This is a genomic window from Algoriphagus sp. PAP.12 (assembly GCF_026652115.1).
Taxonomy (GTDB): domain Bacteria; phylum Bacteroidota; class Bacteroidia; order Cytophagales; family Cyclobacteriaceae; genus Algoriphagus.
Genome location: NZ_JAPPSQ010000014.1, coordinates 38425 through 58378, shown reverse-complemented (window position 1 = coordinate 58378; position 19954 = coordinate 38425). Strand labels below are relative to the sequence as shown.

The 19954-nt window shown below is 40.5% G+C and carries 16 protein-coding genes and 1 tRNA gene; 1 reads left to right on the top strand and 16 read right to left on the bottom strand.

Annotated features, from left to right (window positions below; all coding sequences use genetic code 11):
* Positions 1 to 8: 8 nt before the first annotated feature.
* The 12 genes from O0V13_RS15865 to O0V13_RS15810 are packed head-to-tail and all read right to left on the bottom strand — an operon-like array spanning position 9 to position 14550.
* Positions 9 to 785 carry a cytochrome c oxidase subunit 3 gene (locus O0V13_RS15865; protein ID WP_268035951.1) on the bottom strand — a complete coding sequence of 259 codons (777 nt, stop codon included), beginning with the start codon at positions 783 to 785 and terminating at the stop codon, positions 9 to 11.
* A 26-nt stretch (positions 786 to 811) separates the two neighbouring features.
* The gene (locus O0V13_RS15860; RefSeq protein ID WP_268036011.1) at positions 812 to 1393 is read right to left on the bottom strand and encodes a cytochrome c oxidase subunit 3; all 582 of its coding nucleotides are present in this window, start codon (positions 1391 to 1393) and stop codon (positions 812 to 814) included.
* Positions 1394 to 1396: 3 nt separating this feature from the next.
* Complete coding sequence (cyoE, locus tag O0V13_RS15855) at positions 1397 to 2302, bottom strand: heme o synthase (RefSeq protein ID WP_268036010.1); 906 nt, start codon at positions 2300 to 2302, stop codon at positions 1397 to 1399.
* 2 nt (positions 2303 to 2304) lie between these two features.
* Positions 2305 to 3381: a COX15/CtaA family protein gene (locus tag O0V13_RS15850; protein WP_268035950.1), complete on the bottom strand. Its 1077-nt coding sequence runs from the start codon at positions 3379 to 3381 to the stop codon at positions 2305 to 2307.
* Complete coding sequence (locus O0V13_RS15845) at positions 3365 to 5248, bottom strand: cytochrome c oxidase subunit I (protein WP_268035949.1); 1884 nt, start codon at positions 5246 to 5248, stop codon at positions 3365 to 3367. The genes O0V13_RS15850 and O0V13_RS15845 overlap by 17 nt, the downstream gene beginning before the upstream one ends.
* Before the next feature lie 24 nt (positions 5249 to 5272).
* Positions 5273 to 6292 carry a cytochrome c oxidase subunit II gene (locus O0V13_RS15840; protein WP_268035948.1) on the bottom strand — a complete coding sequence of 340 codons (1020 nt, stop codon included), beginning with the start codon at positions 6290 to 6292 and terminating at the stop codon, positions 5273 to 5275.
* A 22-nt stretch (positions 6293 to 6314) separates the two neighbouring features.
* On the bottom strand, positions 6315 to 7610 hold the full coding sequence (locus tag O0V13_RS15835) for a quinol:cytochrome C oxidoreductase (protein ID WP_268035947.1): 1296 nt from the start codon (positions 7608 to 7610) through the stop codon (positions 6315 to 6317).
* A 2-nt stretch (positions 7611 to 7612) separates the two neighbouring features.
* Positions 7613 to 8239 (bottom strand): c-type cytochrome, encoded by a 627-nt coding sequence (locus tag O0V13_RS15830; RefSeq protein ID WP_268035946.1) that lies wholly within the window; start codon positions 8237 to 8239, stop codon positions 7613 to 7615.
* Positions 8240 to 8249: 10 nt separating this feature from the next.
* Positions 8250 to 8783 carry a DUF3341 domain-containing protein gene (locus O0V13_RS15825; RefSeq protein ID WP_268035945.1) on the bottom strand — a complete coding sequence of 178 codons (534 nt, stop codon included), beginning with the start codon at positions 8781 to 8783 and terminating at the stop codon, positions 8250 to 8252.
* Positions 8784 to 8785: 2 nt separating this feature from the next.
* Positions 8786 to 10150, bottom strand: coding sequence for an NrfD/PsrC family molybdoenzyme membrane anchor subunit (nrfD, locus tag O0V13_RS15820; protein WP_073573575.1), 1365 nt, complete (start codon positions 10148 to 10150; stop codon positions 8786 to 8788).
* A gap of 17 nt (positions 10151 to 10167) precedes the next feature.
* The gene (locus tag O0V13_RS15815; RefSeq protein ID WP_268035944.1) at positions 10168 to 13251 is read right to left on the bottom strand and encodes a TAT-variant-translocated molybdopterin oxidoreductase; all 3084 of its coding nucleotides are present in this window, start codon (positions 13249 to 13251) and stop codon (positions 10168 to 10170) included.
* Positions 13252 to 13287: 36 nt separating this feature from the next.
* Positions 13288 to 14550, bottom strand: a complete 1263-nt coding sequence (locus O0V13_RS15810) for a c-type cytochrome (RefSeq protein WP_268035943.1) — start codon at positions 14548 to 14550, stop codon at positions 13288 to 13290.
* Between the two features lie 366 nt (positions 14551 to 14916).
* On the opposite strand from O0V13_RS15810, the gene O0V13_RS15805 reads away from it, so the two are divergent.
* Positions 14917 to 14987 (top strand) — tRNA-Cys (locus O0V13_RS15805).
* A 207-nt stretch (positions 14988 to 15194) separates the two neighbouring features.
* Here O0V13_RS15805 and O0V13_RS15800 read toward each other — a convergent pair.
* From O0V13_RS15800 to O0V13_RS15785, 4 genes are all read right to left on the bottom strand, one after another.
* Positions 15195 to 15767, bottom strand: a complete 573-nt coding sequence (locus O0V13_RS15800; protein WP_268035942.1) for a hypothetical protein — start codon at positions 15765 to 15767, stop codon at positions 15195 to 15197.
* Between the two features lie 22 nt (positions 15768 to 15789).
* Positions 15790 to 16326: a hypothetical protein gene (locus tag O0V13_RS15795; protein WP_268035941.1), complete on the bottom strand. Its 537-nt coding sequence runs from the start codon at positions 16324 to 16326 to the stop codon at positions 15790 to 15792.
* 161 nt (positions 16327 to 16487) lie between these two features.
* The gene (gene rpsA, locus O0V13_RS15790; protein WP_268035940.1) at positions 16488 to 18245 is read right to left on the bottom strand and encodes a 30S ribosomal protein S1; all 1758 of its coding nucleotides are present in this window, start codon (positions 18243 to 18245) and stop codon (positions 16488 to 16490) included.
* Between the two features lie 267 nt (positions 18246 to 18512).
* A complete protein-coding gene (locus O0V13_RS15785) occupies positions 18513 to 19949 on the bottom strand; it encodes a RagB/SusD family nutrient uptake outer membrane protein (RefSeq protein ID WP_268035939.1) in 1437 nt (478 codons plus the stop codon).
* Between the last annotated feature and the right edge of the window lie 5 nt (positions 19950 to 19954).

Genomic DNA, 19954 nt, shown 5'->3' with positions numbered 1-19954 from the left:
TTATTTTCTTAGATCAAGTAGAACAAGGTGAAAACGAATACCCATACCAAGTCAACAAAGTGCCAGTATAATCCGATTTTCTCAACCATCTCATAATGTCCTCTTTGGTCATAAATCCCTACAGCTGCTTGGTAGAAACAAAGGAAAAGAAGACAAACACCGATTGTAACGTGGAATCCGTGAAAACCAGTGATGAAGAAGAATAAGTTGGCAAAACTTGCTGGGCCGTATTCATTGACCATCAAGTTTGCACCATGAACTGTCTCTGTAACGTTTTGGCCAAGTCCATTGACAAAAGTCATAATAGAACCAGCATCAGAACCATGGATAAAGTGAGACCATTCCCAAGCTTGACAACCTAAGAAAGTAGCACCACCAAGGATTGTCCAAAGCATCCATTTTACTACATCATTTCTATCATTTCTATGACCGGCTTCTACTGCCAATACCATAGTCACTGAAGAAGAAATCAAGATAAAAGTCATGATACCAACGAATACCAATGGAGCATGTACACCATGCAAGAAAGGTACTGCGTCAAAAACCAATTCAGGAATTGGCCAGTATTCATTAGAGCCAACAAAAGCGTCCATAGGACCCTCGTAAGCAGGATAGCTGAGTCTGATCGACAAATATGTGATCAAAAATGCAGCAAAAGTAAAGATGTCGGAGAGCAAGAAAAACCACATCATCAGTTTTCCATAGCTGGCTTTTAGAGGTTCGTTACCACCTCCCCAAACGCCTCTTTTTGAGCTTACTCCTATAGCAGTAGAATGCGCAGACATAATTTATTTATTAGTACCAGGTTAATTTAATGATTCAAAAGCAAAAACATGAATAGATAAATCCATAACCCACCCAGAAAATGCCAATAAGTAGTAGCCATTTCCATCGCGGTCATTGATTGAGAATGGACCTTATATCTAAAGGTCGAAATTAATACAATAATCAGAAATATCACACCACTGATTAGGTGTGCGGCATGTAATCCAGTAAAAACATAAAGAAATGAACCAGCAGGGTTACCTACAAAGAACACTTCACGATCTACAAGAGCTACCCAGCTATACCATTGGCCTACCAAAAAGGCAATACCCAATACTACCGCCGCTACCATTCCAATTCTTAATTGAGCCAAATTATCCTTTTTAGCAGAATAATAAGCCCATTGTAAACAAATTGAACTCAAAACTACTATTCCGGAAGTAACCCAGAAAATTCCAGGTAATTCATAATCCAGCCAGTTTCCTTCAGCTTGTCTTACGATATAAGCACTGGTCAAAGCAGCAAAAATCATCACCACAGTAACCATGAACAACCACATCGCAAATTTCTTTGGATGCATTGCAATTGGTTGCTCAACTAAGTCTACATATTGAAGTTCTTTTTCCATCATTTAAGGCATTTTATCCAGTAAATACGCGATTTGGACAATTGGTAAATAAAGAAATGAACCAAACATGATCTTCAGTGCAGACTTTCTGGAACAATCTCTCATCAAAGAAAATGTTTGTGCCAAAAATAACACACCACAAATAGTAGCTACAATACCAGAATTGAGACCCGTCAAACCAAAATAACTTGGCAACAAGCCCAATGGCAAAAGAAATAGGGTGTAAATCATGATCTGAATAGCCGTATTCAAATCTTGACCTCCACCACTTGGCAACAGTTTAAAACCAGCTTTTTTGTAATCCTCATCACTCACCCAAGCTATTGCCCAGAAATGAGGAAACTGCCAGATAAACTGAATACCAAAAATAATTAAGGCTTCATATGTAATTGCTCCTGTTGCAGCAGTCCATCCTAACAAAGGAGGCATCGCACCAGGAATCGCTCCAACGAATACAGCAATTGGACCTACTCTTTTCAATGGAGTGTAAGCGAATACATACAAGACCATACTTAAAATCCCCAACCAAGTGGTCAAAGGATTAGTAAAAGCCCAAAGTAGAAATACACCTACAATCGCCACGATTACTGTAAACCAATAAGCTTCTTTTAATGAAATGATTTGAAGGGGAAGAGGTCTATTTTGAGTTCTCTTCATCAATTTGTCAAGGTCTCTCTCCATGATCTCATTCGCAGCGCCAGAAGCGCCAGAAATCAAGAATCCACCTAATGCTAATCCCAAGAAACCAGTCCAACCAAAGCTGGCACCTCTGTCTCCTAAGATATAGCCAAATACGGCAGAGAAAGTAACCAAAGCAGATAATCTGAGTTTAAGCAAGTCAGAATATGCCCTGATTCGGCTAACAAAAGCCTCGTACAAAGATTGGTCAGTTACACCAACTGTCCTCATCATCAATTTGTTTTTAACTTAATTTCTACATGATCCCTTAATTGCATCAACAGAATAAACTGAACTCCGACAATCAATGAACCAAGCAACAGGTGTACAGGCTGTAGGAAGGCTGGAATACCGAAATAAGACAAGCCTATTCCAGAAGCAATTTCCAGTATGATCAATCCAATCAATACCTGAGACCAAAGGTTAATTTGTGATTTCCTTCGGGTGTATTTAAATGCCCAGAAGAAATACAACAAATGAATTCCAAGTAATACCAAGGAGAAAGAACGGTGAATTAAGAAAACAATACCTGTTTTGCTAATCCATTCATCTCTTAACAAATTACCTAGAGAAAATGCGATTTGATCCAATTCTTCCCTTACCTGAGTTCCTAAAACTACTTGAACCAACATCAAAATTAGTCCAATGATTAAAACCCAGCGAAGTTTGGAAGGCACTTCAAATAGATCAGCCTTTATTCGAATTAGATTAACTGCTCTATGTATAATATAAAGAAGCAATCCAACCTGAACTAAGGCCAATATCATATGAAATGTGATCATCCAATGCAGCAGATTCGTAGAAACTACCAAAGAGCCAATCCATCCTTGGAACAGAACCAAGAACAAGGATGCAATGGATAAAATCGGAATCAATGGATCAACTTTCCAAAGAGGAAATGACTTCCATACAGTCCAGATTATAAGCAAACCTATAGCAACACCTACCAATCGATTTAGATATTCAATCCAAGTCTTCACTGGATTAAACTCTTCTTCGATCAAGATGGATTTGTCGTTAGCTATTTGGTAAGCCAGATCATCAAATCCCAAATTTTCAAGTGTAGCTACAAACCTTTCGTTTTTAGCTATTCTTTTTTGAAGATATATTTCCTGATAGTCTGAAGGAAGCTGATCAACACTAGTTGGGGGAACTACGCTCCCAAAACATTTAGGCCAATCTGGGCAACCCATACCGGAACCGGTACTTCGTACAATCCCTCCAACTAAAATGAGGAAATAAACAGCGATCACCGTGATTAAACTTGCACGGCGAAAGCTGTTGATTTTATTTTCAGTGCTTGGATTCATTTGCAGCCAACGCCTCAGATTCTTCCTTCATGATTTCCATTTCAAGCTTCACCTGCTCTTGCTCATGTGGCAAGTTGGATTCAGGAGTAGCCGAAAGTGGAACAGTTTGAGGGATGAAATCCTCTGCAGCACCAGGCTTAGAATAGTCATAAGGCCATCTGTAAACAGTTGGAATTTCACCAGGCCAGTTTCCATGTCCAGGCTCGATTGGAGTTGTCCACTCCAAAGTGTTGGATCTCCAAGGGTTTTGAGTCGCCTTTCTTCCACGATACATGCTGTAAAAGAAGTTGAATACAAAGATGAACTGAGATGCAAATGTGATAATAGCTGCAGCAGATACAAACATGTTCAAGTCTGTATACATATTGGAGAACTCAAAGTTGGTCCAAGAGTAATATCTTCTTGGAAAACCTGCGATTCCAATGTAGTGCATCGGGAAGAATACCATGTAAACTCCTACGAAAGTCAACCAGAAGTGTACGTAACCCAATCTAGCATCCATCATTCTACCAAACATCTTAGGGAACCAGTGATAAACACCAGCAAGCATTCCGAAGAAGGAAGCAGAACCCATTACCAAGTGGAAGTGAGCTACTACGAAATAAGTATCGTGCAACTGAATATCAATAGCAGAATTACCTAGGAAAATACCCGTCAAACCACCAGAGATAAAGAAGGACACCAAACCAATTGAGAATAACATGGCTGGAGTAAAGATCAAGTTACCTCTCCAAAGAGTAGTTAGGTAATTAAATACTTTTACTGCAGATGGTACCGCAATGATCAATGTCAAGAACATGAAGATAGATCCCAAGAATGGGTTCATACCTGATACGAACATGTGGTGTGCCCATACGATAAAGGATAGGATGGTGATTCCCAACATGGAAATAATCATCGCCTTATATCCGAAAATCGGCTTTCTTGAGTTAGTTGCAATTACTTCTGAAGTAATACCCAAAGCAGGCAACAATACAATGTAAACTTCAGGGTGACCTAAGAACCAGAACAAGTGCTGGTACAATACTGGGCTACCACCTGTATTTGGCAATGCCTCACCCCCGATATAGATATCAGATAGGTAGAAAGAAGTACCAAAGCTTCTGTCGAACACCAACAATAAAGCGGCAGAGAATAACACTGGGAAGGACAAAAGACCAATAACAGCTGTCAAGAAGAATGCCCAAATGGTCAATGGAAGTCTTGAGAAAGACATTCCTTTTGTTCTCAAATTGATTACAGTAGTGATATAGTTAATACCTCCCATCAATGATGAAGCAATAAAGAAGGTCATCGCTACTAACCACAAAGTCATACCCAATCCTGAACCTGGAATAGCTTGTTCCAATGCAGACAGTGGTGGGTAAACAACCCAACCTCCACCAGCTGGTCCAGTTTTAATGAATAGAGAAATGAACATGATAACACCGGAAATAAAGAATAACCAGTAAGAAAGCATGTTCATAAAACCAGATGCCATATCTCTTGCTCCAATTTGAAGTGGAATCAAGAAATTTGAGAATGTTCCAGACAAACCAGCTGTCAATACAAAGAATACCATGATGGTACCGTGCATTGTAACCAAAGCTAGGTAGAATGTAGGATCTAACTTCCCTGCTTCATCAATCCAGCCACCCAAAAGAGGACGAAGGAATTCAAGATTTAAATCAGGAAAACCTAATTGCAATCTGAATAGAATGGAAAGGAAACCACCAATAACAGCCCAGAATATACCTGACACAAGATATTGCTTAGCAATCATCTTATGGTCAGTACTGAAGATGTACTTGGTTACAAAATTATCATGATGCTCATGATCGTGATGATCGTGTGCTGCGTCATGAGTTGCAACAGATGCTGTAGCCATAATTTATAATTTTGTGTTATTCTCTTATTGAACTTCTGCTAATTCTTGAACCTCAGCTTCATATCCTGCTGCAAGTGCTGGATTTGACTGAAGGAATGTTTGTTGCTCAGCGAACCACTTGCGATATGCTTCAGGTTCTACAACCTCAATTACTTTTCTCATACCATTGTGACCACGGCCACAAATTTCAGTACAAGCGATTTCATAATTAAAATCCGGATTACCCAATTCTTCTCTCATTTCAGCTGTGGTCTTTGTAGGAACAAACCAGAAACGAGTTGGCATACCAGGTACCGCATCCATTTTCAATCTCATATGAGGAGCAAATACTGAGTGCAATACATCTCTAGCTCTGATTTTGAAAAGAACAGGTTCTCCTTTAGGGATTACTACAACTGGAGAAGGAAAATCATCCACAGCATTTTTATCCGAAAAATCAACACCAGCTGCATTCGTAGGAGTAATCAATCTGTAATCATGATCACCCAAAACATTGTCTTTTCCTGCATATCTGATATCCCAGGCAAACTGATACCCCATTACTTCAATAACATGAGCATTTTCAGGAGCTGGAGCAGTGATATCTGACCAAGCCATCCAACCAGAAATAACCAAACCAGCCAATACCACACCTGGTACTGCAGTCCAAATAATTTCCAGTTTGTTATTGTCAGGATAGAAAGTTGCTTTTCTATCTTCTTTATACTGGTATTTGTATGGGAAGATGAACAAAAGAATGTGTGTGATAATGAAAACCACACCAGTGATTGCCATGGTAATCCAGAACAATCTATCAGTTACCACTCCATGTTCTGAAGCAATTGGTAATTGATAATTGTGGAACTCCTTGATAGAATACCAGAACATCAAAATACCAGTTCCCAAAAGGAAAAGAACGAATAAGATGGCATTCACCTTATTGCTTCCAGAAGCTATCTTTTTATCAGAACCCTTTACTACTGAAACAAGGGATTGGATTCTATAAACCATCCAGATGATGGAAAGAAGTAATAGAACCCCAACTGCAATTAGAAATCCGTACATAGTATAAACTTTTCGGCTTTAATTAAATGTGATGATGATAGCTTTCCTCCATCATTGGGTGATTCTTTGGAACCAAGTTTCCTTTAGCCAAAGAGCTCAACACAACGAATGCAAATGAAGCACCATATACTAGAAGCATACCCACTTCCATAAGTCCAATACCACCATTGTGACCCAAAGTACCTGGCTGAACCATCAAGAAGAAGTCAACCCAGTGTCCAACGATCAACAAAGAACAAACAACTTTCAAGAAAATGCCATGACGCTTCGCATCACGAGTCATCAATACCAAGAAAGGAAGAACGAAGTTCATAATGATGTTTACAAAGATAAACCCACCATAAATATCACTGGAAAGTCTTTCCACGAAGTAAACAGTCTCCTCAGGGATGTTTGCGTAATAAATCAATAGGAATTGAGAGAACCACAAGTAAGTCCAGAAAATGGAGAAACCAAATACAAACTTACCCATGTCATGAATATGGTTTTCGTTAACCATTTCCAAGTATCCTTTACCCTTCAAGAAGATTGTCAACAAAGTGATCGTAGAAAGACCAGCAACAAACCAAGAAGCGAATACATACCATCCAAACAAAGTAGAGAACCAGTGAGTGTCAATTGACATCACCCAATCCCATGCAGAGATAGAAGAAGAAACTGCGAAGAATACTAAGAAATAAGCAGACCAGCTTCTCATTTTGAACCAATGTGCGTTTCCACCCAATTGATCTTCGTTAGCAGCGATTTGCTTGAATTTATTAAAGAAGAAAACCCAGAATCCAAAGAAGATCACCATTCTAGCGATATAGAAAACAGGGAAAGATCCTTTTTCCATAGGCCAGTAGAAGAAAGCTCCTTTTCCATCGATGATAGAATCATATTCTGGAGAAGCTTTATCAAAAAGGTAGCTATGAGTCCAGTGGAACAAATCATGATTTGCAACGAAGAAAGTTACAATCATCAAAATTCCTGCGATTGGCAACCAGTTACCCAAAGAAAGCATGATACGAGTGATTGGCGCAGACCAACCAGCTTGAGCAGCATATTGAATTGCGAAGAAGAATACACCAATAATGGCGATACCAGTGAAGTATACATTATTGATCCAAAGGTTAGCATACAATCTTTCATACCAATGGAAAGCATGTCCTGCAGCCTCTGCACCTTCTTCATGATGACCACCACCGGTCATCGCCAAAATGATTCCAAGCACAAGGATAGCAGCACCAATTCCCAAAACAGTCAAAACTGACTTTTTGATGCCCGCGCTAAAATCAAATTTTTGATCCAAATTATAGTTTTGTACGTCGTGAGCCATGATTACTGCTTCTGAATTACTTGTTTAACATAGTGAACGATCTTCCAACGATTTTCAGGAGTAATCTGAGAACCGTGAGCTCCCATTCTACCTTTTCCTTTTGTAATCACATGGAAAATATGCCCTTCAGGCAAGTTGATGTATGCTCCACCTGTTAGGTTGGCAACACCACCGATGATTTCACCTACTTTTCCGTCACCTTGTCCTTTTTCACCGTGGCAAGCCACACAATATTGTTCGAACAAAGTTTTTCCTTCTTTCAAAACCTCATCGGTCAAAGGAATTGGATTTTCGATAAGAGCGGCATCCTCCAATTGAAATTGCTTCAATCTGTGAGGTAGCATCCCAGATTTATTTCTCGGAACAGTTCCTTCTACAGGCTCTCTCATATTCATATGATTCGGGTTGTAGACGTTACTGTTAAAGAATTCTCCTTTACCATCTTCTCTGGTAGACAACCACTGACCTTGATCTTCATTGACGATCTGTGTCAAAGGTTCGTAGGCTACAGAGTGATACATTTGAGGGGCATATTCCAAACCCTGGTTGTCTCCTCCGGCCTTGCAGCCAGCGAGCATCGCACCAAAAGCGGCAATCCCCAAGATACTTAGTGTTTTAGCAATCTTCATATTTTCAGAATTACTCTTCAAAACTTTTATTATTAACCTCTGTAGCACCAGAAGACTTCAAAATCTCTTTGATCTTGTCTACTTCCATAGCACTATTATTAGCGATATCAATTGCCATGATGTGCTTATCATCAGTACTTCTCACATCAAAAATGCGAGGCTGAGCCCAAGGCTTCAAATTGGAGCTGATCATAAACACCCCAACCATACCAAATGCTGCTAGTAATACAGTCAATTCGAAAGTAACAGGAATGAAATCAGGGAAAGCGGCGAAGTCTTTACCACCAATGATCATCGGCCAATCAAATCTCATCATGTAAAACTGCATGGTCAATGCAAGTGTAGTTCCCAACATTCCAAAAAGGAATGCTGCAATTGGAAGTCTACTTCTTTTATATCCCAATACATGCTCCAATCCGTGAATAGGATAAGGAGTATATACTTCGTGGATTTTCACACCACTGGATCTAACCTCCTCGACAGCATGGAGAAGGACATCTTCGTCCTCGTACACTCCAAGAATAAAATGTGTATCTCTTTCCATGATTATTTAGCTGCTTTTTCAGATGAAGATTTCAATACAGACTTCACTTCCGCCATGTTGATTACTGGGAAGAACTTCGCAAACAAGAAGAACAGAGTAAAGAACAAACCAAAAGTAAACAAGTAAACCCCTACGTCAGCCCAAGATGGGTAGAACATCGCCCATGAAGAAGGCAAGAAGTCTCTGTGTAGGGAAGTAACGATAATTACAAATCGCTCGAACCACATACCGATGTTTACTACAATAGATAATGCGAAAGTAGCCACGATAGAAGTTCTAATTTTCTTGAACCAGAATAGCTGAGGAGAGATTACGTTACAAGTCATCATAGACCAGTAAGCCCACCAATAAGGTCCAGTAGCACGGTTGATAAATGCATATTGTTCTGCTTCTACTCCAGAATACCAAGCAATGAAGAATTCTGTGATATAAGCAATACCTACGATAGATCCCGTGATGATAATTACAATGTTCATCAATTCGATGTGGCCCATTGTAATGTAATCTTCTAGCTTAAATACTTTTCTGGTGATGATCATCAAGGTCAATACCATGGCAAAACCTGAGAAAATCGCACCAGCAACGAAGTATGGAGGGAAGATCGTAGTGTGCCATCCTGGAATTACGGACGTAGCGAAGTCAAAGGATACAATTGTGTGAACTGAAAGTACCAATGGAGTTGCCAAACCTGCCAAGATCAAGGATACTGATTCATAACGCATCCAAGTTTTAGCAGCACCATCCCAACCAAATGAAAGAGCACCATAAATAGTTTTTCTCAAACCTGTTGCTCTGTCTCTGATGGTAGCGAAATCTGGGATCAAACCAATGTACCAGAATACCAATGAAACGGAGAAGTAAGTAGAGATCGCAAATACGTCCCAAAGAAGCGGAGAGTTAAAGTTTACCCAAAGGGAACCAAAAGTATTTGGCAATGGAAGAGCCCAATAAGCACCCAACCAAGGACGGCCCATGTGAAGAACTGGGAACATCGCTGCACAAATTACAGCGAAGATTGTCATCGCTTCAGCTGCTCTGTTAATAGAAGTTCTCCACTTCTGTCTGAACAAAAGCAATACTGCTGAAATCAAGGTACCGGCGTGACCGATACCAACCCACCACACGAAGTTGGTGATATCCCAGGCCCAACCTACTGTTTTGTTCAAACCCCACATCCCGATGCCTTCCCAAACGGTGGCAGCAACAGCGATAAAGCCAATAGCCAAAGTACCTACAGCTGTTAAGAAGGCAAGGAACCAAGCCAATGATGGTTTTCCTTCTACCTGCCGAGACACATCATGTGTCACGTCATGGTAGGTTTTGCCTCCGGTAACTAACGGCTGACGTACGGATGAAGTAACCTGCATAGTTTATAAAATTATGATTACGCTTCGTTTTTCTCTTTATTTCTGATTTTCGTAAAGTACCAAACGTTTGGACTCACATTGATTTCCTCCAATACGTGGTATGCTCTTTCCTCATTTACTTCTTTCAAAGCAGAAGTACTGTTGTCTTCAATTTTCAACAACTGAGAAACTTTACTGTTTGGATCATTCATATCACCAAATACTAGAGCATCAGTAGGACAAGCTACAGCACAAGCTACATTGACATCTCCATCCTGAACCTTACGCTTTTCACGTTTCGCAGCCAGTTTACCAGCTTGAATACGCTGAACACAAAGTGAGCATTTCTCCATCACACCACGTGCTCTGACAGTCACATCTGGGTTCAATACCATTTTACCCAAATCACTGTTTTGAGCTACGTTAACTCCGGCAAAGTCCTTATTGTCATGGTATTTGAACCAGTTGAATCGACGAACTTTGTAAGGACAGTTGTTGGCACAATATCTAGTACCGATACATCTGTTGTAAGTCATTTGGTTAAGACCTTCTGTAGAGTGCGTAGTTGCAGCTACCGGACATACAGTCTCACAAGGAGCATTGTTACAATGCTGACACATCATCGGTTGGAAAGTAACCTCAGGATTAGCAGAAGCTACTTCCATTCCTTCTAAGTCATCAGCTGGTGCGTCAGAAGAATAATAGCGGTCAATTCTGATCCAAGCCATTTCTCTTCTATTCAACACTTCTTGCTTACCTACAACTGCCACGTTGTTTTCAACCTGACAAGCCACAGAACAAGCAGAACATCCAATACAGGAGTTCATATCGATTGCCAATCCCCAGTGATGCTGGCTGTATTTGTGACCACTCCACAAGGAGATCTTGGAAGGTTTCACAAACTCACCGTCTTTATAGATTTCAGGCTTGTATCTACCAGCAGAAGCATCTTGCTTGTATTCTGCCAAAGTAGCCTCCTGGATCACGTTTTCACGTCCCATGAAAGTTTGGTGGGTCTGAGTTCTAGCGATTTTATAAGAATCACCAGTCACAGCCACCTCAACACCTGAAGTAATATCGAAATTAACGAAACCAGCAGAAGCGTCAAGAAGATCATAAGCATTAACACCTACGCCATCAGCAACTCTACCAGCTTTAGTTCTACCGTAACCCAAAGCCAAACCGAAAGTACCATCTGCCTGACCTGGTTGGATCAAGATTGGAACGATCAAAGACTTTCCGTTTACAGTAACTTGAGCTTTCTGTGTGTTTTCTTCAAACATGGTTACTCCATTGTCAGAAGCCCATTTTTGAGAAACAGTCACATAGTTATCCCAAGTAGCCTTTGTGATTGGATCTGGCATTTCTTGCAACCAAGGAATGTTAGCAAATGCACCACTACCAATACCTACTTTAGAGTAGATCACTAGTTCAGCAGCAGGGCTAGCAGCAGCGTAAGTTTTACCTACAGCGGCAGCAGCAGCAGCTACATCACCCACTGGAGCAAGGGCCTCAGCAGATTTTTCTAGTTTGTAAACACCATTGTAAAGAGCCTGATCCCAGAATTCCTGGAAGTTTCCACCTGTTTCAGTTTGAGTAAACATACCAGCTTCCCAGTTTTGACGAAGGAAATCATAGTAGTTTACACCTGCACCAGCCCAAGTCAAGAATGAATCTTGTGCCTGACGAGTATCAAACAAAGGAGAAATAGTAGGCTGAGAAAGAGAGAAATGACCCAATTTAGGTTCAAAGTCATTCCAAGACTCCAAGAAGTTGTGATCTGGAGCCACATATTGTACTAGAGAAGCAGTCTCATCCAAAGTACCATTGGTTGCCACACTTACTTTAGTGGCAGCGATACCTTCAGCGATTTCAGCACCTCTTGCAAAATCATAAACTGGGTTACAGTTATAAAATACAACGCCACCAACTCTTCCGCCTTTCAAATCAGAAACAAATTGATTCATTTTAGAATCGTCACCTTTTCTGAAGTAAGCTGGGGTAGCAAAGTCAACAGTAACACCATTGTTACCCAACAATTCGTTGATTGCGTGAATTACAACCTGAACGTTAGGATCATTGGAACCAGAAACAACCAAAGAAGCTCCTTTAGAAGCCCAAAGGTCATTAGCAGCCATTTCCAAATGTGCAATTTCAACAGCCGGAGCAGAAACAGTAGCTGCACCAGCTTTCTTTGCAATTGCATTATATAAAGCCAAAACAGCCAATCCGCTTTGAGAAGCTTTGATTGGAGTTCTGTAGTCAGCGTTAGCACCAGCTAGAGACAAGTTTGACTCAAACTGATAATGACGAGACATTACAGGCTTTTCTTTAGAAATTTTTCTAGTCTTCGCGTATTGACCTGCAAATTCAATTGGAGAAATCCAAGTTCCTAGGAAGTCAGCTCCGAAAGAAACGATTGTGTTTGCTTTGTCAAAAGAATAGGAAGGAAGAACAGCAGCTCCGTAATAAGTTTCAGAAGCTTTTGTGATACCATAGTTGGAGATTGGGTCATACATGATCACCTCAGCTCCACCCACTGCTTCAGAAAGCATGTTCAAAGACTCCATTGTACTTGGAGAAAGAATGGTATTTGATACAATCTTCACATTTCCTGCAGCAGCCAATTTGGATTTCACTTCGGCATCCAAAGTTTTCCAATCAGTCTTTTGTCCTGCGGCCATAGGGCCAGTCAGACGCTGCTTATCATAAAGAGAAAGTACAGACGCCTCTACGATAGCGTTTACCTTACCTTTATTAATAGGAGAAAGATCGTTTCCATCGATTTTGATAGGACGACCTTCTCTTGTTTTCACAACCACAGAAGCATAATCACCTCCGGATGCAAAAGTTGATGCGTAATAGTTAGGGATAGATGGGTTAACGTCTACAGGCTTATTCACATAAGGAATAGCTTTTCTTACTGGAGCTTCACAAGCTGCCAAAGAAGCAGCTGCTAAGCTAAAGCCCATTAATTTTAGAAAATCCCTTCTGGAAGCACTGCCATCCTCGCCCAATGCGGAAGGAAGCTCAGGAAATTCCCTGTCGGCATGCTTTACAAACTCTGGATCGTTGTTGAGCTGCTCAAGCCCTTTCCAGTATGTTTTTTTATTTTCCTTCATTGTATGATCTAGGAATGAATTTGCGAAATGAATGAATTAATAGTGGCACTTAGCACATTCCAAACCTCCGATGTCCTTCACTTTCAAAGCATCTTTAGAGTCTGAGTGCAATTGAACCAATTTGTCATAGTACTCATTGCCCTGAGAATTGATCTCAGTATTTCTATGGCAATCAATACACCAGCCCATGGTCAAAGCCGAATGTTGCCTTACCACTTCCATTTCCTGAATTGGACCATGACATGTCTGACATTCGATTCCTCCCACTTTCACGTGCTGTGAGTGGTTGAAATATGCCAAATCAGGAAGGTTGTGTACACGTACCCATTCAATTGGTTTATTATTATCTACCGCATCGTAGATTTTCTGAATTTCTGGAGAGATACCATCTTTTCCTTGAACATTCTGAACGTGTGTGTGACAGTTCATACAAATGTTTGGAGATGGAATGTTTGCAGATCTACCAATCTCAACACCAGTGTGGCAATACTGACATTGGATCTCTAAAGTACCCGCATGCAAAGCGTGAGAGTAAGCGATCGGCTGAGTTGGAGCGTATCCTTGCTGAACACCAACAGAATACAATCCGTCAATCGCTGTTTTAGCAACCAATGCAATAACCAATGCTGTTACAATGATTACGAATCCATCGCTTTTCAAAAGTTTACCTAACTCAAATTTCTGAGAAACAAACTCCTTGTCGTCAGCATCAAGATCTTGCTTGTTGATGTACTTGGTCAAAACTGAGATAATCAATCCCAAAACAATTAGGATCAATAACAACACAATCACCAAAACAACAACAATCACTGTCAAATACTCGGTAGGAATACCTCCACCTGCAGCAACAGCACCTTCACCGCCTGCAGCAGTTGCAGCCGCAGCAGCCGGATCAACTTTATCACCGTATTCGATGTAAGAAAGAAGATTGTTTAAATCATCATCAGACAAAAATCCGTGTGCTGGCATTACCGTATTGTTGAATTCGGCAAACAATGCTGTTGCATACTCATCTCCTGATGCAATAACAGCTGAAGAGTTTTTGATAAAGCTCTTTGCCCACTCAGCAGATTGTCTATCAGTGACACCTCTTAGGGCGGGACCAATCATCTTTTGATCCAGTTTGTGGCAGGTTTTACAATTCGCGTTGAAGACTGATTTACCTGCTGCAATTGCTTCGTCGCTTTCGACTACTGCCGGATCTGCAGCAAAAACCTGCGTACCGATCAAGAAGAAAAACAGCACTGCCAGCGTGTGGAAATTCAATCGAACCCCTACTAACGAGCGTTTGGATAACATATTATAGCTAATTAAATAGTTTAACCGGTTTTAAATAACCCCTGCAAAGGTAGTATCCGGGGTTTATTTTTCAAACAAGAGATAATTTGGAAATGAAAATCAAAAGGAATTCTAAATAAGCCCCTATTTTACTGATTTTCAAGTTTTTAAGCTCTATCAAGGCTAGACTTATTTATTTAGAATCTTTATAAATAGAAGTGGCTTTGTGTCATTTTAGTACAGTTTGAAAAATCAAGAAAAACCTAAGTTTTTTTTTACCGTTCAAACAAAACTTGACAGAAATAAATATCCGATTTTGCGAAAAAATGTCGATTCCATTTTTGCTTCAGAACCAATAATTCCTACATTTGCATTCCGATTTCAACGGGTCGCGTGGCCGAGCGGCTAGGCAGAGGTCTGCAAAACCTTGTACAGCGGTTCGAATCCGCTCGCGACCTCGATATAAAAGCATCCTGCAAAGGGTGCTTTTTTCATTTCAACCCAATTTTTCTTCAAAAAACCTTGTACAGTGGTTCGAACCTTCCCTGGAAGCCTTGCTTGCCTGCTGAAGGCAGGTCCGCTAACTGGACCTTCTTTTTAAAAGGACAAGAAATAAAAAAAGCATCTTTTAAAAGATGCTAAAATTAAATTCAGGTTTTTGGATTTTATTTGATCTGATAGGAAACCTCAAATCGCAACCCAAACTCCATTACATTCCTTTTGCGACTTGGTGAATCATAAAGAATTACCCCATGCCTTTTAAAATTTGGAATTAAAGAGAAGCGGACTTTATCCACATGATATTTACCTCCCACTCCTACTTGATAGCCTATACCACTCTGGTCCAAATTATCACTACCAGAAAAATCAAAAACGGGCCCAGCAGTCACAAAAGCAAAAGGCAGAAAAGAATAGCTTCCTAAAACTGGAATTGAAAGCATAGAGAAGTCTTCCGTTCGTTCAGGAATATCCAAACCAGGAGCAGGAGTCATTATATGATCAGCTTCTATGGAGTAAATCCCACTATATAATTCCCATTTGTCATTCCAAGCCTTAGAAAAACTCAAACCTAGGGTTCTGTATTTTTGGAGATCGCTGCTTCCCGAGCCGACCCAATCACCATCATCCACCATTGCACTGGAAAACTCAACCAATGTCCCTACCCTTAATGAAGACTGAGCAAAGGAGGCTGTCATAAGAAAAAAGAAAGTAATACTTAGAATTATAGTCTTTTTCATAATTGATAAAGTAAAAAAAAACTTATTCATTTCCCAACTGATAGGCCATACCAAACTGAAGACCTGAAAGACCTACCCTACCATTGACATCCAATTTACCTCCTCCAAAAGCTCTATGCATTTTCACATTGGGCATCAGGGTAAACCTCAACCTTCCAGTTTGATATTGTCCTCCGATCCCACCTTGGAATCCCACTCCAGTCTGATCAAAAGAACTATCCCCATCACCGAAGTCAAAAACAGGTCCTGCAGCAATGAAAACAAAAGGCAAAGGATAAAACTTCATCTGAACTGGAATCGAATAGATAGTAATATCATCAAAAGAATGTGGTTCGACTCCTTCTCCATAGTCTGAATTGATCATCACCTCACCAGAGCCATAAATCAAACCACTCTGAACTTCCCATTTTCTTCCTATACGTTTGGCAACAGAAACACCAACTTCCTGAAAGTACTCTTTTGCATAAAAAGCAGGCCCACAAGGCATCGGGCTAGAGTCAACCAGTTCTGCTTTATTGGCTCCATAGGTGACTCCTACCAAAAAAGGGATTTTGGGCAAAAGTAAATTCTGACGTGATCAAAAAAACAAACAATAAGGTGTATAGGTTTTTCATAGAATAAAATTTAGGTTTTAAGTAATACGAATCCAAGCACCAGATTGCTACAAACAAAAAACGCCGGCATTTCTGCCGGCGTTCTTCTATATTGGTTAGAAAAGAATTACTTCTTTCCTTCCATTTTCTCTTTCAATTCTGCCAAAGCATCCAAGTCACCTAGAGTAGACTTCTCTGCTGGAGAGTTGTCAGCTGTATCTTCCTTCTTCTTAACTGCTTTCTTAGCAGGCTTGATTTCTTCACGGAACATAGCAGTGTGAGACATAACGATTCTCTTATCATCTTTAGAGAATTCAGCTACTTTGAAGTCCAAAGACTCACCAACCTCAACTTGAGATCCGTCTTCTTTCTCCAAGTTTTTAGAAGTAGCAAATCCTTCTAGACCGTAAGGAAGCTCCAATACTGCACCTTTGTCATTTTTAGAAACAACAGTACACTTATGAACAGATCCTACAGGGAATACTGATTCGAAAGTATCCCAAGGATTCTCTTCCAATTGCTTATGACCCAAAGCCAATCTTCTGTTTTCAACGTCAAGTTCCAAAACAGCTACTTCTAGCTCGTCTCCAACTTTAACAAACTCAGAAGGATGCTTGATTTTCTTAGTCCAAGAAAGGTCAGATACGTGAACCAATCCGTCGATACCTTCTTCCAATTCTAGGAACAAGCCGAAGTTAGTCAAGTTACGAACCACACCTTTGTGCTTAGTACCTACAGCGTACTTAGTACCCATATCTTCCTTAGTCCAAGGATCTTCGGTCAATTGCTTGATACCCAAAGACATTTTTCTGTCTTCCTTGTCCAAAGTCAATACTACAGCTTCGATTTCGTCGCCTACTTTCACGAAGTCTGCAGGGTTTCTCAAATGCTGAGACCAGCTCATTTCAGAAACGTGGATCAAACCTTCTACACCTGGAGCCAATTCCAAGAACGCACCGTAGTCAGCTACGTTTACGATTTTACCTTGTACCTTGGATCCAACTTCCAAGTTGCCAGCCAAAGAATCCCAAGGATGAGCAGTCAATTGCTTCATACCCAAAGAAATTCTCTTCTTGTCATCATCAAAGTCAAGAACAACGATCTGAACTTTCTGATCAAGCTGCAATACTTCTTCTGGATGGTTGATACGTCCCCAAGAGATGTCTGTGATGTGAAGTAGACCATCTACACCACCCAAGTCGATGAATACACCGAAGTTGGTCATGTTCTTGATCACACCTTCCAAAACTTGACCTTTCTCTAGGTTGTTTAGGATCTCTGCTTTTTGCTTCTCGAGATCTTTCTCGATCAACACTTTGTGAGAAACGACTACGTTATCGTTAGCGTGGTTGATTTTCACCACTTTCACTTCCATTTTCTTACCTACATAGATATCGAAATCTCTGATAGGCTTCACATCGATCTGAGAACCTGGCAAGAAGGCTTCTACACCGTAGATATCTACGATCAAACCACCTTTGGTTCTTCTCTTCACAAGACCTTCGATTACGCTATCATTTTCAAATGCGCTCTCGATATCCTGCCAAGCACGAACGATTTTTGCTTTTTTACGGGAAAGGATCAACTGACCCAAAGCATTCTCCTGCTCTTCGATGAATACTTCTACTTCGTCACCAGGCTTGATTGATTCCAAATCACGGAATTCGTTCAATGGCACCAAACCGTCGGATTTGAAACCGATGTTGATGATCACGTCTTTGTCGTTCACACCTACTACAGTTCCTTTGATCACTTCTTTCTCAGTGATCTCGTTCAATGTACCTTCGTACATTTGAGCCATTTCCTCACGTTGCGCTTTGGAATAGCCTTCTCCGAATCCTTTGGTTTCGAAGTTTTCCCAGTTAAAATCTGAATTATTAGACATAATAGTGATGACCCTGAATCCCCATCAGTCGTCGGGTCAGTTGACTGCGGGTTTTTAGTTGTAAATCAATGCTTTAGGACTACCCATAACACTCCGCTCACCCGAACGGACTGCAAAGGTACTGATTTTCTGTGATTTCTAGATAACTCCATTAAAAATTCTATGAATTTATCCTCAATAAGGCTTGTCCCAAATTATCTTCTCATAAAACACAAAAAAGCCCTCCAATAAAATTGAAGGGCTTTTGAATTTCCAAACTGGATTCAATTACCAATTTGGGTTTTGAGGCAATAGATTGGGATTGATATTAATCTCTGCTTGTGGAACTGGCCACATCAAAAGCTTTTCATCAAAAACTCGTTCATGGGAAGGCACACTCTGCACACTCTCCATAGCCTCTTTCAAATCTTCAGCTCCATACCTTAACAGATCAAAGTAATGATGGCCCTCAAATGCCAACTCAACTCTTCTTTCTCTTTTGATAGCGGCTCTCAATTCTTCTTGAGAAAGTCCTTCTGGAAGATTTTCCAATCCTGCACGATTCCGAATTTTATTTATTGCTTGATAGGCAGTGGCAGTTGGGCCATTCAATTCATTTTCAGCTTCTGCAATCGTCAACAAAACTTCTGCAAATCTGATTACTACAAAATTGGCATCTCCATCCCCAGTTACCATTTCATCAGGAATCACTCCTTTTATCACAGCAAATCCAGTTGGTGTTCTTACTCCAGAAAATTCAATTCCTGCGAATACTTGTCCATCAGAAAGGACTGTGGCATCTTTTCGAATATCTCCTTCTTCAAAGAAATCAACAAACTCCTCAATTGGAAAGTATGAGCCTGCTCCAAATGCAGGAATAGCACCGGAACTGGAATTGAAAGAACTACCCACTCCAGAAGTACCTGTATTTCCCAAAAACTGAACCTCGAAAATTGATTCCGTGGAGTTATTCTCTTGGCTCGGCAAGAACATGTCTCCAAAATTAGCTGTAGGCAATAAATCATAACCTAAACTCGCAACTTCATTGGAAGCGGCTATAGCCTCTGCATACTCCTTATTATAAAGATGAACCCTTGCCTTTAGAGCCAAAGCAGCTCCTTTGGTAGCTCTCCCCATTTCTGAACTTCCATAAGCTTCCGGAAGGCTAGCGGCTGCGGCTTCCAAATCGTCAAAAATCTGTCCCAAAACTGCAGATTTTGGATCACGTGGAACCAAAGACTCTTCGATAGTTTGCTCAGTAATGACCAAAGGCACATTTCCATAAAGATTGGTCAAATGGAAATAAAATAAAGCTCTTAGAAACTTCGCTTCGCCAATTACTCTTGCCTTCAAAGTTTCATCCATGGTGATCGCAGGAACATTCAAAATCACCTCATTGGCACGTACTATACCTTCATATGATTTCTTCCAAATGTTGCTTGGCCACACACTGGATGCGTCAAAACCTCTGCCTTCACTAATTTCCAGGTAATAGTTGAAGGAATATTGAGAATAGGCATTGTCCGCAATTGCATCGGTATGTTTCATAAACTCACGGTACATTTGATTGTCAGCCAACACATTATACACACCATTGATACCCAAAATAGCATCGTCTCCGGTAGCCCAAAATTGAGGCGCACCAATTGAATTGAGCGGATATCGCTCGAGGTCAGCACATCCCAATGTCAGGATGAACATAAATAGTCCTATATATTTTTTCATTTTTC